This is a genomic window from Paraburkholderia solisilvae, from assembly GCF_902859875.1.
Classification (GTDB): domain Bacteria; phylum Pseudomonadota; class Gammaproteobacteria; order Burkholderiales; family Burkholderiaceae; genus Paraburkholderia; species Paraburkholderia solisilvae.
Window position 1 is genome coordinate 161330 of record NZ_CADIKF010000004.1, and the last position, 14099, is coordinate 175428.

At 64.6% G+C, this 14099-nt stretch carries 15 protein-coding genes; 10 read left to right on the forward strand and 5 right to left on the reverse strand.

Annotation, left to right across the window (positions count from 1 at the left end):
* Positions 1-10 precede the first annotated feature (10 nt).
* Positions 11-637 carry a YqiA/YcfP family alpha/beta fold hydrolase gene (locus HV675_RS04515; RefSeq protein ID WP_175109562.1) on the reverse strand — a complete coding sequence of 209 codons (627 nt, stop codon included), beginning with the start codon at positions 635-637 and terminating at the stop codon, positions 11-13.
* Positions 634-2151: a UDP-N-acetylmuramate:L-alanyl-gamma-D-glutamyl-meso-diaminopimelate ligase gene (gene mpl, locus HV675_RS04520; RefSeq protein ID WP_377700556.1), complete on the reverse strand. Its 1518-nt coding sequence runs from the start codon at positions 2149-2151 to the stop codon at positions 634-636. Before mpl ends, HV675_RS04515 begins: the two co-directional genes overlap by 4 nt.
* A gap of 244 nt (positions 2152-2395) precedes the next feature.
* Here mpl and HV675_RS04525 point away from each other — a divergent pair, with 244 nt between their 5' ends.
* The 10 genes from HV675_RS04525 to HV675_RS04570 all read left to right on the forward strand — a co-directional run bounded on the left by HV675_RS04525 (position 2396) and on the right by HV675_RS04570 (position 11025).
* A complete protein-coding gene (locus HV675_RS04525) occupies positions 2396-3049 on the forward strand; it encodes a UDP-N-acetylmuramate--alanine ligase (protein WP_175109564.1) in 654 nt (217 codons plus the stop codon).
* Between the two features lie 11 nt (positions 3050-3060).
* Complete coding sequence (locus HV675_RS04530; protein WP_175109565.1) at positions 3061-3612, forward strand: TlpA family protein disulfide reductase; 552 nt, start codon at positions 3061-3063, stop codon at positions 3610-3612.
* 194 nt (positions 3613-3806) lie between these two features.
* Positions 3807-4274, forward strand: a complete 468-nt coding sequence (gene aroQ / locus HV675_RS04535) for a type II 3-dehydroquinate dehydratase (RefSeq protein WP_175109566.1) — start codon at positions 3807-3809, stop codon at positions 4272-4274.
* A gap of 69 nt (positions 4275-4343) precedes the next feature.
* Positions 4344-4817, forward strand: a complete 474-nt coding sequence (gene accB, locus HV675_RS04540) for an acetyl-CoA carboxylase biotin carboxyl carrier protein (RefSeq protein WP_175109567.1) — start codon at positions 4344-4346, stop codon at positions 4815-4817.
* 121 nt (positions 4818-4938) lie between these two features.
* Positions 4939-6306, forward strand: a complete 1368-nt coding sequence (accC, locus tag HV675_RS04545; protein ID WP_175109568.1) for an acetyl-CoA carboxylase biotin carboxylase subunit — start codon at positions 4939-4941, stop codon at positions 6304-6306.
* Positions 6307-6309: 3 nt separating this feature from the next.
* A complete protein-coding gene (gene prmA / locus HV675_RS04550) occupies positions 6310-7212 on the forward strand; it encodes a 50S ribosomal protein L11 methyltransferase (RefSeq protein WP_175109569.1) in 903 nt (300 codons plus the stop codon).
* Between the two features lie 50 nt (positions 7213-7262).
* A complete protein-coding gene (locus HV675_RS04555) occupies positions 7263-8705 on the forward strand; it encodes a zinc-ribbon and DUF3426 domain-containing protein (RefSeq protein WP_175109570.1) in 1443 nt (480 codons plus the stop codon).
* A 115-nt stretch (positions 8706-8820) separates the two neighbouring features.
* Positions 8821-9321 carry a thiol peroxidase gene (gene tpx, locus HV675_RS04560; RefSeq protein ID WP_175109572.1) on the forward strand — a complete coding sequence of 167 codons (501 nt, stop codon included), beginning with the start codon at positions 8821-8823 and terminating at the stop codon, positions 9319-9321.
* A gap of 151 nt (positions 9322-9472) precedes the next feature.
* Positions 9473-10414: a carbohydrate kinase family protein gene (locus tag HV675_RS04565; RefSeq protein ID WP_175109573.1), complete on the forward strand. Its 942-nt coding sequence runs from the start codon at positions 9473-9475 to the stop codon at positions 10412-10414.
* Between the two features lie 110 nt (positions 10415-10524).
* Entirely contained in the window at positions 10525-11025 is a 501-nt protein-coding gene (locus tag HV675_RS04570; RefSeq protein WP_175109574.1) for an outer membrane lipoprotein, read from the forward strand.
* A 338-nt stretch (positions 11026-11363) separates the two neighbouring features.
* Here HV675_RS04570 and HV675_RS04575 read toward each other — a convergent pair whose 3' ends face one another.
* The 3 genes from HV675_RS04575 to HV675_RS04580 all read right to left on the reverse strand — a co-directional run bounded on the left by HV675_RS04575 (position 11364) and on the right by HV675_RS04580 (position 13686).
* Positions 11364-11939 carry a histone H1-like DNA-binding protein gene (locus HV675_RS04575; RefSeq protein ID WP_175109575.1) on the reverse strand — a complete coding sequence of 192 codons (576 nt, stop codon included), beginning with the start codon at positions 11937-11939 and terminating at the stop codon, positions 11364-11366.
* 30 nt (positions 11940-11969) lie between these two features.
* Entirely contained in the window at positions 11970-12335 is a 366-nt protein-coding gene (locus HV675_RS32370; RefSeq protein ID WP_377700555.1) for a hypothetical protein, read from the reverse strand.
* A gap of 82 nt (positions 12336-12417) precedes the next feature.
* Positions 12418-13686, reverse strand: a complete 1269-nt coding sequence (locus HV675_RS04580; RefSeq protein ID WP_175109576.1) for a ribonucleotide-diphosphate reductase subunit beta — start codon at positions 13684-13686, stop codon at positions 12418-12420.
* Positions 13687-14099 lie beyond the last annotated feature (413 nt).

Consider the following 14099-nt stretch of genomic DNA (forward strand, 5'->3'; position numbering starts at 1 on the left):
AATCCGTTGCCTAGTCCGTCGCGGCGCCCTCGCGGGGCACGGTTGGCGGGTTCGGCGCAAAGGGGACGGCGGCGCTGTCGCAAAAAGCGAGCACGTCGTCGACATAATCCGCGAACTCGCTGATCGAATGGTCGCTGCCTTCGATCCGTTTCGTTCGCGCGGCCGGATAGTGCGCGAGCATCTCGCGGTAGTCGAGCACCTCGTCGCCGGTCGCCGCAAACAGATAATAGCGTTCGGGCTTCGTGATCGATGTGACCGTTAGTGCTCGCATCTCGTCGAGATGATGCGCCTCGACGACGATGCTGCCGCCGCCGTGCACGCGCGGCTGCTCGCCCAGATAGGCGGACAGGTCGCGCTGCGGCACGACCGCCGGGTTCAGCAGCACCGCCGGCCAGCCATGCTTTTCGGCCAGATGCGTCGCAAAGAAACCGCCGAGCGAACTGCCGATCAGCGCGATGCGCGCAGGCCGCGCCGCCGCGACCAGCGATTCCGCCAGCGCGATGGTGTCGAGCGGCGAGACCGGCAGTTGCGGGCAGCACCATTCGTCGCCGCGGCCGGGTTCTGCGAGCCGCTGCGCGAGCAGGCGCGCCTTGAACGATTGCGGCGACGAGCGGAATCCGTGCAGATAGAGAATCACGCGACGCCCCGCGCGAGCGCCTCAGGCCGCGCCGACAGCGCGTCGAGCAGCTTCTGGTGCACGCCGCCGAAACCGCCATTGCTCATCACGAGCACGTGGTCGCCCGGCTGCGCGACCTCGACGACCGCCTTCACCAGAGTCTCGATATCGCTGAACGCACGCGCCTTGTCGCCCAGCGGCGCGAGCGCCTCGGCCAGATTCCAGCCGAGCGCGTCGCGGCCGGCGGGCGCGCCGTAGCCGAACACGAGATCGGCGTCGGCGAGACTGGCCGGCAGCTGCGCCTTCATCACGCCGAGCTTCATCGTGTTCGAGCGCGGCTCGAGCACCGCGAGAATGCGCGTGCGTTTTCCATCTTCAGCGCGGCCGACGCGCGTGCGCAGTCCGGCGATCGTCGTATCGATCGCGGTCGGGTGATGCGCGAAGTCGTCGTAGACCGTGACGCCGTCGACGCTGCCGCGCACTTCCATCCGGCGTTTCACGTTGCGGAATGCCGCGAGCGACTGCGCCGCCTGCGCGGGCGGCACGCCGACATGGCGCGCGGCGGCGATCGCCGCGAGCGCGTTCATCCGGTTGTGCTCGCCCTGCACCTGCCAGTCGACCACACCGACGCGCGCGCCCTGCTGATACACCGCAAAGCGCTCGTCGACCGGCACGCCGTCTTCAGCCACGAGCGCCTGCCAGCCGCCTTCGACGCCGAAGCGCTCGACCTCGCTCCAGCAGCCGCGCGTAAGCACGCGTTCGAGCGCCGCCTCGCGGCCGTTCGCGACAATCCGGCCGATGCGCGGCACCGTGCGCACCAGATGATGAAATTGCGTTTCGATCGCGGCGAGATCGGGGAAGATGTCGGCGTGATCGAACTCGAGGTTATTGAGGATCGCGGTGCGCGGCCGATAGTGGACGAACTTCGAGCGCTTGTCGAAGAACGCGGTGTCGTACTCGTCGGCTTCGATCACGAAGAAGCTCGAATCGGTGAGCCGCGCCGATACGCCGAAGTTCAGCGGCACGCCGCCGACCAGGAAGCCCGGGTTCATGCCGGCGTCTTCGAGCAGCCACGTCAGCATCGAGCTGGTGGTGGTCTTGCCGTGCGTGCCGGCGACGGCCAGCACCCACTTGCCGGCGAGCACGTGCTCGCCGAGCCACTGCGGACCGGACACGTACGGCAAGCCGCGGTCGAGAATCGCTTCCATCAGCGGATTGCCGCGCGACACGACATTGCCGATCACGAACAGATCGGGCTTCAGATCGACCTGTTCCGCGCCGTAACCCTCGATAAGCCCGATGCCTTGTGCCTCGAGCTGCGTGCTCATCGGCGGATAGACGCCGGCGTCGCAGCCGCTCACCTGGTGGCCCGCGCTGCGCGCGAGCACCGCCAGACCGCCCATGAACGTGCCGCAGATACCGAGAATGTGGATGTGCATAGAACTGTCGCGCCGGCCGGAATGTAATGCTGCGAAAGAAGGAGGACGAACGGTGTTAAAAGCGGCGCTAAAAGCGGTGCTGGAGGCGGCGCCCAAAGCGCCGCCAGAAGCGCTGCCAGAAGGGCCGGGGCAATCCCCGTGCGCGACGCCGCGCGGCGGCTCGCGAGGCTGCGTCAGACAGGCCGCCACGCCCGCTTCAACCCGCTTCCCGAGGTCCTTTCAAAGGCCGCTATTGTACCCGACGACCCACGCCGGCCGGGCCGCCAGGCCCGAAAACGCGCACCGCGACGGCATGGGCGTCCGCGCTGGGCGGCCTGGGATTCTCTAGTATGATTACCTGATGGTCCGCAAACTCCATCTCGACCCGACGCGCGTGCGCGAAGAAATCGCGATCGCCGCCGCGCGAATGATCGCGCAAGACGGTCTCGACTACGCGACGGCCAAGCGCAAAGCGGCGCGGCAAGTCGTCGGGGAGACGCGTGTTTCCGGCGACTGGCTGCCGGATAACGACCATATCGAAGAAGAAATCCGCGAATACCAGTCGCTGTTCCAGGGCGACACGCAGCCCGCGGTGCTGCGCCGTCTGCGCGAAATCGCGCTCGACTGGATGCAGCGGCTCACGCCGTTCAATCCGTATCTGACCGGCGCCGTGCTCGGCGGCACAGCCGGCGAGCACTCCGACATTCATCTGCAGGCGTTTTGCGACAACCCGAAAGAAGTCGCCATTTACCTGCTGAATCAGAACGTGCAGTACGACGTTTCAGAAACCCGTCATTTTGCGGGGCGCGGCTACGTCGAGACGCTGAGCTTCCTGTGGCGTCCGGCCGCGCAAGGGCGCGATGCGCAGCCGTTCGGCATTCACGTCGCGCTCTATGGCACCGACGATCTGCGCGGCGCGGTGCGCGCCGATGCGCGCGGCCGGCTTGCGCGCGCGAGCGCCGAAGCAGTGCAGGCGTTGCTCGACGAAAGCGACGCCGCTTCTTCTACTAATTGAACAGACCATAGATGAACACGAAGCGGATTCTGGCAGGGGTCGCGGTCGCAGCGGTGGCGGGCATCGGCGGCGCAGCGGCAAGTCACTGGATGCTCGGTAACGGCTTGACCGAAGTCGCACACGCGGCGTCGACGCCGAGCACGAGCCCGGTCGATCAGTTATGGGCGGCGGCGGTCACGAACGTCGACGGCAAGCCACAGTCGCTAAGCCTGCTGAAGGGCCATCCGGTGGTCATCAATTTCTGGGCATCGTGGTGCGGCCCGTGCGTCGAGGAAATGCCGGCGCTCAGTCAGTTGCAACGCGAGTACGCGAAAAAAGGGATCGAGTTCGTCGGGCTCGGCGTCGACTCGGACAAGAACGTCAAAGCGTTCCTGCAGAAGGTCCACGTCGACTACCCGGTGTACGTGATCGGCTTCGGCGGCGCCGACCTCGCGCGCGCATTCGGCAACAATGCGGGCGCGCTGCCGTTTACCGTCGTGATTGACGCAAAAGGCGTCGTTCGGTCGACAAAATTAGGCCAGATTCAGCCAAATGAGCTGAAAGCCACGCTCGACGCGCTCTGACCTCGACAATTTATCGACGTTTAGTTGTGGTCGGAACCGTGCGATTTATGCACTAATCGACTGAAATTGCAGGAAGATGCGTCTACCTGCCGCCCTGACCCACGCGCCGGACTTCGTCCGGACGTTCGAGAAACTAGACAAGTTTCTCTAAACAGCGCTAAAGTGCCGCGAATTCCACGGAAATAGAAGCGACCATGGCGCGACTGCTGGTTCTGCACGGCCCCAACCTCAACCTTCTCGGCACCCGGGAACCGGAGGTTTATGGCCGCGTGACCCTGCCGCAGATCGATCAGGCGCTGGCGGACCGCGCGGCGGACGCCGGCGTCGAACTGGCGAGCTTTCAGAGCAACCAGGAAGGCGCGCTTATCGATCGCATCCATTCCGCGCGAAACGAGAATACCGATTTCATCCTGATCAACCCCGCTGCGTATACCCATACCAGCGTCGCGATCCGGGACGCGCTGGCGGGCGTCGGCATCCCGTTCGTCGAGATTCATCTGTCGAACGTGCATCGCCGCGAATCGTTCCGGCACCACTCGTATTTCTCCGATCTCGCCGAGGGCGTCATCTGCGGTCTCGGCTGGAAGGGATATCTGTACGCGCTCGAGTTCGCGCTCGACCGGCTGTCCGCGCAAGGGGCCGCCGGATCGTCGCGCGGCTGAATCCAGAACACGAATTGAGCGCCGGCTGCGAACGCGCCGGCGCACCACGCATTGAAAAGGGGTATGCCCATGGATCTACGTAAACTGAAGACTCTGATCGACCTCGTCTCCGAATCCGGCATTTCGGAGCTGGAAGTCACGGAGGGCGAGGGCAAGGTGCGCATCGTCAAGAATGCGCCGCCGGTTTACGTGCAGCAGCCCGCTGCCCAATACGCGCCGCAGTACGCCGCGGCCCCGCCGGCGCATCCGGGCGGCGCCGTCGAAGGCGCGGCCGCCGCGCCGGCGACGCCGGCCGCCGTTGCGCCGCAAGGCCATGTCGTGACCTCGCCGATGGTCGGCACGTTCTACCGCGCGCCGTCGCCGGGCGCCGATCCGTTCGTGCAGATCGGCGATACGGTGAAGGAAGGCCAGACCATCTGCATCATCGAAGCGATGAAGCTGCTCAACGAGATCGAATCCGATCAGTCCGGTGTGGTCAAGGAAATCCTCGTCGAAAACGGGCAGGCCGTCGAATACGGCCAGCCGCTCTTCGTGATCGGCTGACGCGGCGCATTTGCGTACCCAGCCCGCGCGCCCTCCGCCCCGGCGCGCGACCGATCCTCAGAGGCGCCGCCCCGGCCATTGATTCCCGCCGCGGCGCCCATTGATGAGTCGAATATCCGCTATGTTTGAAAAAATTCTCATTGCCAATCGCGGCGAAATCGCGCTCCGGATTCAGCGCGCGTGCCGCGAACTCGGTGTCAAAACGGTCGTCGTCTATTCGGAAGCCGACAAGGAAGCCAAGTATGTGAAGCTCGCCGACGAGGCGGTCTGCATCGGGCCGGCGCCGTCGAATCTGAGCTATCTGAATATGCCCGCGCTGATCAGCGCGGCGGAAGTGACCGATGCCGAAGCGATTCACCCCGGCTACGGCTTCCTGTCGGAAAACGCGGACTTTGCCGAGCGCGTCGAGCAGTCGGGCTTCGTCTTTATCGGGCCGCGCCCGGAGACGATCCGCATGATGGGCGACAAGGTCTCGGCCAAGCAGACCATGATCAAGACCGGCGTGCCGTGCGTACCCGGTTCGGAAGGCGCGTTGCCCGACGATCCGAAAGAGATCGTCAAGATGGCGCGCGCGGTCGGCTATCCGGTGATCATCAAGGCGGCGGGCGGCGGCGGCGGACGCGGGATGCGCGTCGTGCACACCGAAGCGGCGCTCGTCAACGCGGTCAATATGACGCGTGAAGAAGCGGGCCGCGCGTTCGGCAATCCGCAGGTCTATATGGAGAAGTTCCTCGAGAACCCGCGCCACATCGAGATTCAGGTGCTCGCGGATTCGTTCAGGAACGCGATCTGGCTCGGCGAGCGCGACTGCTCGATGCAGCGCCGTCACCAGAAAGTGATCGAGGAAGCGCCGGCGCCCGGCATTGCGCGCCGCCTGATCGACCGCATCGGCGACCGCTGCGCGGATGCGTGCAAGAAGATGGGCTATCTCGGCGCGGGCACGTTCGAGTTCCTGTACGAGAACGGCGAGTTCTACTTCATCGAAATGAACACGCGCGTGCAGGTCGAGCACCCGGTCACCGAGTTGATCACCGGCATCGACATCGTGCAGGAGCAGATCCGCATCGCGGCCGGCGAGAAGCTCGCGTTCCGCCAGCGCGATATTCAATTCCGCGGCCATGCGATCGAATGCCGGATCAACGCGGAAGACCCGTTCAAGTTCATCCCGTCGCCGGGCCGGCTGACGTCGTGGCATATGCCGGGCGGCCCCGGCATCCGCGTCGACTCGCACGCGTACAACGGTTATTTCGTGCCGCCGAACTACGATTCGATGATCGGCAAGCTGATCGCTTATGGCGCGACGCGTGAACAGGCGATCAAGCGGATGCGCATTGCGCTGTCCGAGATGGTTGTCGAAGGCATTCAAACCAACATTCCGCTGCACCGCGAACTGATGCTCGATGCGAAGTTCGTCGAAGGCGGCACCAGCATTCACTACCTCGAAAACCGGCTCGCCGCGAAGCAGCAGGTCGCACCGGAAGAAGCGTAAGCGATGAGCTATCGGGAGCTGGTCGTCGAGCTGGCGCGCGAGCACGCGGAAAGTTTGTCGGATGCGCTGCTCGAACTGGGCGCGCTGTCGGTGTCCGTCGAAGACGCGGATGCCGACACGCCCGACGAGCAGCCGCTCTTCGGCGAACCGGGACTCACGCCGGAACGCACCGCATGGCAGCGCTCGCGTGTGGTCGCGCTGCTTGCGCCGGAGCATGAGCCGGGCGTGCTGCTCGCCGCCGCGGCGAACGAACTGGGCCTCGCGCCGACGCCGCCGTTTGCAGTGCGCGACGTCGAGGAGCAGGACTGGGTCCGTCTGACGCAGTCGCAATTCGACCCGATCCAGATCGGCAAGCGCATCTGGGTGGTGCCGTCGTGGCATGCCGCGCCGGACCCCGCCGCGCTCGTGCTCGAACTCGATCCGGGTCTTGCCTTCGGTACCGGCAGCCATCCGACCACGCGTCTGTGCATGGAGTGGCTCGAAGCCGCGGTCGTGCCGGGACAGTCGCTGCTCGACTACGGCTGCGGTTCCGGCATTCTCGCGATTCTCGCGAAGAAGTGCGGGGCGAACCCGGTGGTCGGCATCGACATCGATCCGCAGGCGGTCGAGTCCGCGCGCTATAACAGCGAGCGCAATCACGCGGATGTCACGTTTGGATTGCCGGCGGATTGCCCGGCCGGCGAGTTCGATATCGTCGTCGCGAATATTCTGTCGAACCCGCTGAAGCTGATGGCATCGATGCTTGCATCGAAGGTAAAACCGGGCGGACGCCTCGCGCTGTCGGGCATTCTCGCGCGACAGGCACTCGAAGTCGCGCACGCGTATCAGCCGTGGATCGACATCTCGGTCTGGCGCGAACAGGACGGCTGGGTGTGCCTTGCCGGGACTCGCCGCGAAACCCATTAGAATAGGGCACATTTTCCACTCCACGGCCCCGCACGGCTCCCGGCTTCGATATGGTTCTTGCGACGCGCTGTCCCTTCTGCGAAACGGTCTTCCGCCTTCAACCCACGCAACTCGCGCTGCGCCGTGGGCTGGTGCGCTGCGGACACTGCCGCGAGGTATTCGATGCGTCGAGCAGTCTGTTCGAGCTCAGCGACGGCGGCGATTTCAACACCGCGAAGCCCATCACCTCCGACGATGTCGCGCGGCTGATTGCGCAGGAGCCGCGCGAAACGGGTGAAGGCCCGGGTCGGGCGGCGGCGGGTCTGGCCGCGGCAGGCCTCGCGGCGGCGGACTCTTCCCCGGCATCGGCTGTGCCTTCCGCGGCTGCGGCCGCACCGGCGCCCGACGCCGCATCCGCGACGGAGTCCGCAAGCGGCGCAGCTGTGCCGTCAGCCGCATCGGCTGACGGCACATCGGCTTCACCCGCGTCACCCGAAGCGCCCCTGTCCGGCGTGCCCGGTCCCGGCTCGCCGGATTTCCGCGCGGAAACGTGGAACCCGTGGGCGCCGGCGCCGGATGCCAGCGTCGATCGCCGCATCCGCCACAACGCCGCGACGATCCCCTACAACCCCGTAACGATTCCGCGCGACGCACAGCCGAAGCTGAAACTCGAGTTCACCGAAGGACAGAATCTGCATCTCGAGAACGCGACCGCGCGGCCCGTCGAGCCGGCCTTCCGCACACCGCCCGAGCCGCTCGCGCCGCCGGCCGAACCCGCCGGAGCGCGCGACGCGCCGATACCGCCGCCGCATGTCTGGCGCCACGCTCAGGCCAGACCCGAACCCTCGCTCGAGCCTGACGATCGCACGCAAGTCCCACCGGGCGTGTCGGACGGAGAACCGCATTTCGGTCCGCGGCCTGAGCTGGGCGCGGCCGCCGCGGCGCCCGCGGCGAGCGCACCGTTCGCCGCCGCTCCGCACGACGACGACAACGCGTTTGCGGTCGTCCGCGAAAAACGCGCGGCCGAGCCGCGCCGCGTCGGCTGGCGCATCCTCGGCATCCTGATCGCAGTCGTGCTGTTCGTCGTGCTGCTCGCGCAACTCGCGTGGTGGCTGCGCGAAACGGTGATGGTCTACGCGCCGTCCACGCGCATGCTGTATGCGCAAGCGTGCGAACAGTTCGGCTGCACGTTCGCGCCGCCGCGCAACATCGACGGGCTGCAGGTCGAGCCGTCGGATCTGCGCCAGGTCGACGGTCCACACAAGCTCGAACTGCGCATGCCGCTGCACAACCGTTTCAACGTGCCGCTCGCGTACCCGGCCGTCGAACTGACGCTGCTCGACGAGCACAACAACATCGCGATACGCCGCGTGCTCTGGCCGCAAGACTATGTAAAGCCCGGCACGCCGATTGCCGCCGGCCTGCCGCCGCGCACGACCGAGACGATGTTCGTGCGACTCGATACCGGCGGCGCGACCGCGACCAATTTCCGCGTGCAGATTTTCTATCCCTGATGGTTGCGGCAGCGCGCGCGGCACATTGCGCCGCGCGCGTCGCCGACGCCGTCACGCGCCCGACTGTCGTCGGGCGCATTTTCCGCTAATCACCGACCTCTCTTCGGAGCACAACATGAGTCAAGTCACGCTGGGTGGCAACCCGATCGACGTAACCGGCACGTTTCCTTCCGTGGGTCAGCAGGCGCCCGCGTTCACGCTGGTCGGCAAGGATCTGAAGTCGGTGACGCTCGCTGATTTCGCCGGCAAGCGCAAAGTGCTCAACATCGTGCCGAGCCTCGACACGGCGACCTGCGCAACGTCGACGCGCAAGTTCAACGAAGCCGCCGGCAAGCTTTCGAACACCGCGGTAATCGTCGTATCGGGCGATCTGCCGTTCGCCGCGTCGCGCTTTTGCACGACCGAAGGCATTGCGAACGTCGTCACCGCGTCGACCTTCCGCGGTCATGAGTTCGCGCGCGCGTACGGCGTCGACATCGCGAGCGGCCCGCTCACCGGGCTCACCGCGCGCGCGGTCGTCGTGATCGATGAACACGACAAGGTCGTGCACGCCGAGCTGGTCAGCGAAATCAAGACCGAGCCGAACTACGATGCCGCACTCGCCGCGTTGAAGTAATTTGCCTCAGTAAGCAGGACGCGCCCCGCGCATTCCGCGCGTTTGCGCATGCGCCGCGTTTCGCGCCGGAAGGCCGCGACAGCGCGGCGCTGTCGTATCGGGCGCCCCGCTCTTTCACCTTTGCCCTTTTGACTTTTACAGGACACTCGCCTTGGCTACGCTGATTTGCGGCTCGCTCGCCTACGACAACATCATGACCTTCGAAGGCCGGTTCCGGGAGCACATCCTGCCGGATCAGGTCCATATCCTGAACGTCAGCTTCCTCGTGCCGACGATGCGCCGCGAATTCGGCGGCTGCGCAGGCAACATCGCGTACGCGCTGCATCTGCTCGGCGGCGACGCGCGCATCATGGCGACGCTCGGCGCAGTCGACGCGCAGCTGTACATCGACCGCCTCGATGCGCTCGGTCTGGCGAAGACGCATGTGCGCGTGCTGCCGGACACCTACTCCGCGCAGGCGATGATCACGACCGACCTCGAGAACAACCAGATCACCGCGTTCCATCCGGGCGCGATGATGCAGTCGCATCTGAACCGCGCGGACGAAGCGAAAGACGCGACGCTTGGCATTGTCGCGCCGGACGGCTTCGACGGGATGATCCAGCATTCCGAACAATTCGCGGCGGCGGGCGTGCCGTTCATCTTCGATCCAGGCCAGGGGCTGCCGCTCTTCGACGGCGCATCGCTGCGGCGCATGATTGAACTTGCAACTTACGTTGCTGTCAACGATTACGAAGCCAAGCTGGTGAGCAACAAGACCGGCTGGTCGATCGAAGAAATCGCCAGCCGCGTCGATGCGCTGATCGTCACGCGCGGCGAGCACGGCTCGCAGATTCATCACGCGGGCGGTATCGAAGACATTCCGGCAGTCAAGGCACAACGCGTGCTCGACCCGACCGGTTGCGGCGATGCGTTCCGCGGCGGTCTGCTGTACGGCATCGAAAAGCAGCTCGGCTGGGCGACCACGGGGCGCCTCGCGAGCCTGATGGGTGCGCTGAAGATCGAGCACCAGGGGCCGCAGAACTATGCGCCGTCGCGCGCGCAAATCAACGAGCGGTTCAAGCAGGCGTTCGGTCACGCGCTTGATGCCTGACTCGCCCCGGCCAGTTGATTCGACGAGTCGTCCGGTTCGGTGTTCCGCAGTGTCGAAGTGTGCAGTCAGCAAGTCTGAGCTCGTCGTTAAGCTCACAGGGAGTGGTGAAAATGAAACCAACGAATGATTCGACGAATCGGCCGGCCGTCGCCGCGGCGATTGCTTCGGCGATCGCCGGCACGCTCGCGATGTCGGGGTGCGCGTACAACAGCAGCTCCGCCGACGTGTACACCGCCTCGCAGGCGCAGCGCGAAGAAACCGTACGCCTCGCAACCGTCGATAGCGTGCGCGCGGTCAAGATCAGCTCGAACAACGGTCAGCCGACCGGCCTCGGCCTGCTCGGCGGCGGCGCGATCGGCGGGCTGGCCGGCAGTCAGATCGGCGGCGGCACCGGCTCGATCGTCACCGGCATCATCGGCGGCCTCGCGGGCGCGGTGGCGGGCAACGCGGTCGAGAACGCCGCGGCCATGCGCGACGGCGTCGAAATCACCGTGCGCCTCGACAACGGCGACATGCGCGCGATCACGCAAACCAACACCGGCGAAGTTTTCCTCGCGGGCGACCGCGTACGGCTGCTGTCGAGCGGCGGCACGACCCGCGTGACCCACTGACACGCACTGACACTCGCTGGCACGCACTGACCGCCGACAGGCTGCAATAGACGCGGCAGGCAAACGCGGCAGGCAGGCGCGCGGCGAGGTCGATGAACATCGTCACCGGCAAGCGCAAGACCCGAATCCGTTTTCCTGGCCAGCGGCGGCGTATGTCGTCGTCGCGAGGCCGACCTCACACGCATGCCCTCCCCTGTGCATGCGTTTTTTTTGCGCGAAAAAAATCCCGCCGCCGGAACCCGGCGACGGGATGGAGGACGATTGAGTAGCGCTACTCAACCGAGCCGGCGTGCGCATCTGACGCGCGCAGCACCGGCTCTTACTGCATGAGGCTCTGCTTACGGACGCGGGCCGGTCGGAAACGGCCATGCAGCAGCCGGATTCAACGCGGTCTTGACCGTCGAAGCAGGCGCTGCCGACGCAGCGGGCGCAGCCGGAGCAGGGGCAGCCTTCTTGGCGACAGCCTTCTTCGCAGGGGCAGCCTTCTTCGCAGGGGCGGCAGCCTTCTTCGCGGCAGCCTTCTTGGCGGGCGCCTTTTTCGCAGCAGCCTTTTTCGCTACCTTTTTCGCACCAGCCTTCTTGGCGACTTTCTTCGCAGCGGCTTTCTTCGCCGGCGCCTTTTTCGCAGCAACCTTCTTCGCTGCGGTCTTCTTCGCCGGTGCAGCCTTCTTCGCTGCGACCTTCTTCACTGCGACTTTCTTCGAAGCAACCTTCTTCGAAGCGACCTTCTTTGCTGCAGCCTTCTTGGCCGGCGCCTTCTTGGCAGCAACCTTCTTCACTGCCACTTTCTTCGCAGCAACCTTCTTCACTGCGACTTTACGTGCTGCTGCCTTCTTCGCCGGAGCTGCCTTCTTTGCTGCAACCTTCTTCACTGCCGCTTTCTTCGCAGCAGGCTTCTTTTTGGCCATTGCCATGGTTTTCTCCTTCAGGTTTTCAGATGAGAGTTAAATCAAACAACACCCTTCGTCATCAAAACCCGTTTCCCGCGGGCGCTTTTCAGGGCGCGCGCTACGAAGCGGGCTATTCATCGGCGTACGCCAGTCCAACGCGCTTACGCTAATGAATACGGTAAGGCGCGCGGTGTCCCGTGACACCGCGCGCCAAGTCCAGTCGACGTCGGATACCGACGCCGGCAAGCGTTTGATCAAGCCGCCCGCATGGCATTGAGCCAGGCAACGGGCGGCTTTTCGTAAGGGGAAGTTTGCCCATCCCACTGAAGGGTTCGCAAAGTGCCTCTGAACTTTGCGGGTCCGCTTGGGGACCCGCATCTGAACCGCTACGGCGCCCATGGCGCCCGGCACGCTCTGCATCAGGCAGTCAAACTCCTAACCAATATGCCGCGGCCCGTGCCGGCGGCATCCCCAACAATCTCATACGCGGCGCGTGGGACGTTTATTCCCAGGAGAGCGCGCCGCCAGTCTGATATTCGATTACCCGCGTCTCGAAGAAGTTGCGTTCCTTCTTCAGGTCGATCATCTCGCTCATCCACGGGAACGGGTTTTCCTCGTTCGGGAACAGCGCATCGAGGCCGATCTGCTGGCAACGACGGTTGCAGATGAAGCGCAGGTAGCTCTTGAACATCGACGCGTTCAGACCGAGCACCCCGCGCGGCATCGTGTCTTCGGCGTAGCGATATTCGAGGTCGACTGCCTGCTTGAAGATCTCGCGGATTTCCGCGCGGAACTCCGCCGTCCACAGATGCGGGTTTTCAAGCTTGATCTGGTTGATCAGGTCGATGCCGAAATTGCAGTGCATCGACTCGTCGCGCAGGATGTACTGGTACTGCTCCGCCGCGCCGGTCATCTTGTTCTGGCGGCCGAGCGCGAGAATTTGCGTGAAACCGACGTAGAAGAACAGGCCTTCCATCACACAGGCGAACACGATCAGCGACTTGAGCAGCTTCTGGTCTGCCTCGAGCGTGCCGGTCTTGAAGGCCGGGTCGGTCAGCGTATGGATGAACGGAATCAGGAATTCGTCTTTGGCGCGGATCGACGCGACCTCGTGGTACGCGTTGAAGATCTCGCCCTCGTCGAGTCCGAGCGACTCGACGATGTATTGGTACGCGTGCGTGTGGATCGCCTCTTCGAACGCCTGGCGCAGCAGGAACTGCCGGCATTCGGGCGCCGTGATGTGGCGATAGGTGCCGAGCACGATGTTGTTCGCCGCGAGCGAGTCGGCCGTCACGAAGAAGCCGAGGTTGCGCTTGATGACGCGGCGCTCGTCCTCGGTCAGCCCGTTCGGGTCTTTCCACAGCGCGATGTCGCGCGACATGTTGATTTCCTGCGGCATCCAGTGGTTCGCGCAGCCGGACAGGTATTTCTCCCACGCCCACTTGTACTTGAACGGCACCAGCTGGTTGACGTCGGTCTGGCCGTTGATGATGCGTTTGTCGGCGACATTCACGCGCGCTTCAACCGAAGCGGTGGCGGCAGTGGTGGTGCTGGAAGCAGTGGTCGGAGCGGCGGCCTGGTCGACAAGACGGGTGACAGCGGGAGCGACAGCGATGTCGCCCGCGAAGATGTCTTGAGCGGAGGGAGCTTGAAGAGCGGAACGCGTTTCGACTTGCGAACCGACGACCGACCCGGCAGCGTTGCGCAACACATTGTGTTGCGAAGCGCTCGACGGAGTTACGGCAGTGATCTCGTCATCCCAGTTGAGCATAAATGTCACCATCAATTTAGATCGGTTTGTACCATCTTTTCACGCGCGTTAAAAGGGCTCGCTCATGAAAATTCGTGTTTTCGATTCACGTTGCGACCTTCATACAACACTTTGTTCAACAGACTGTGAAGGTCGATGCAGTGAACGTGATCGAAATGCGTGTCGTCGACGTGTTGCAGTTGATCGTCGAGCGTTGTTTCGAAGCGGCCTTGATGAGGCTTTAAAGCGGCCTTTGCCGTCGCCTCGAAGGTGATGCAAAGGTGTCTCGAAGACACGTTGAAGGGTGAGTCGCGGCTCGTTCGACGTGTCTGCGATGACGCGCGACGCCGTTGTGCACTGCTTGATCGACTGCGTTGAGTGGCGCGTGTTGCGTGCGGCGTTGCGTCGGCGTGTTGCGTACGGCGTTGCGTGTG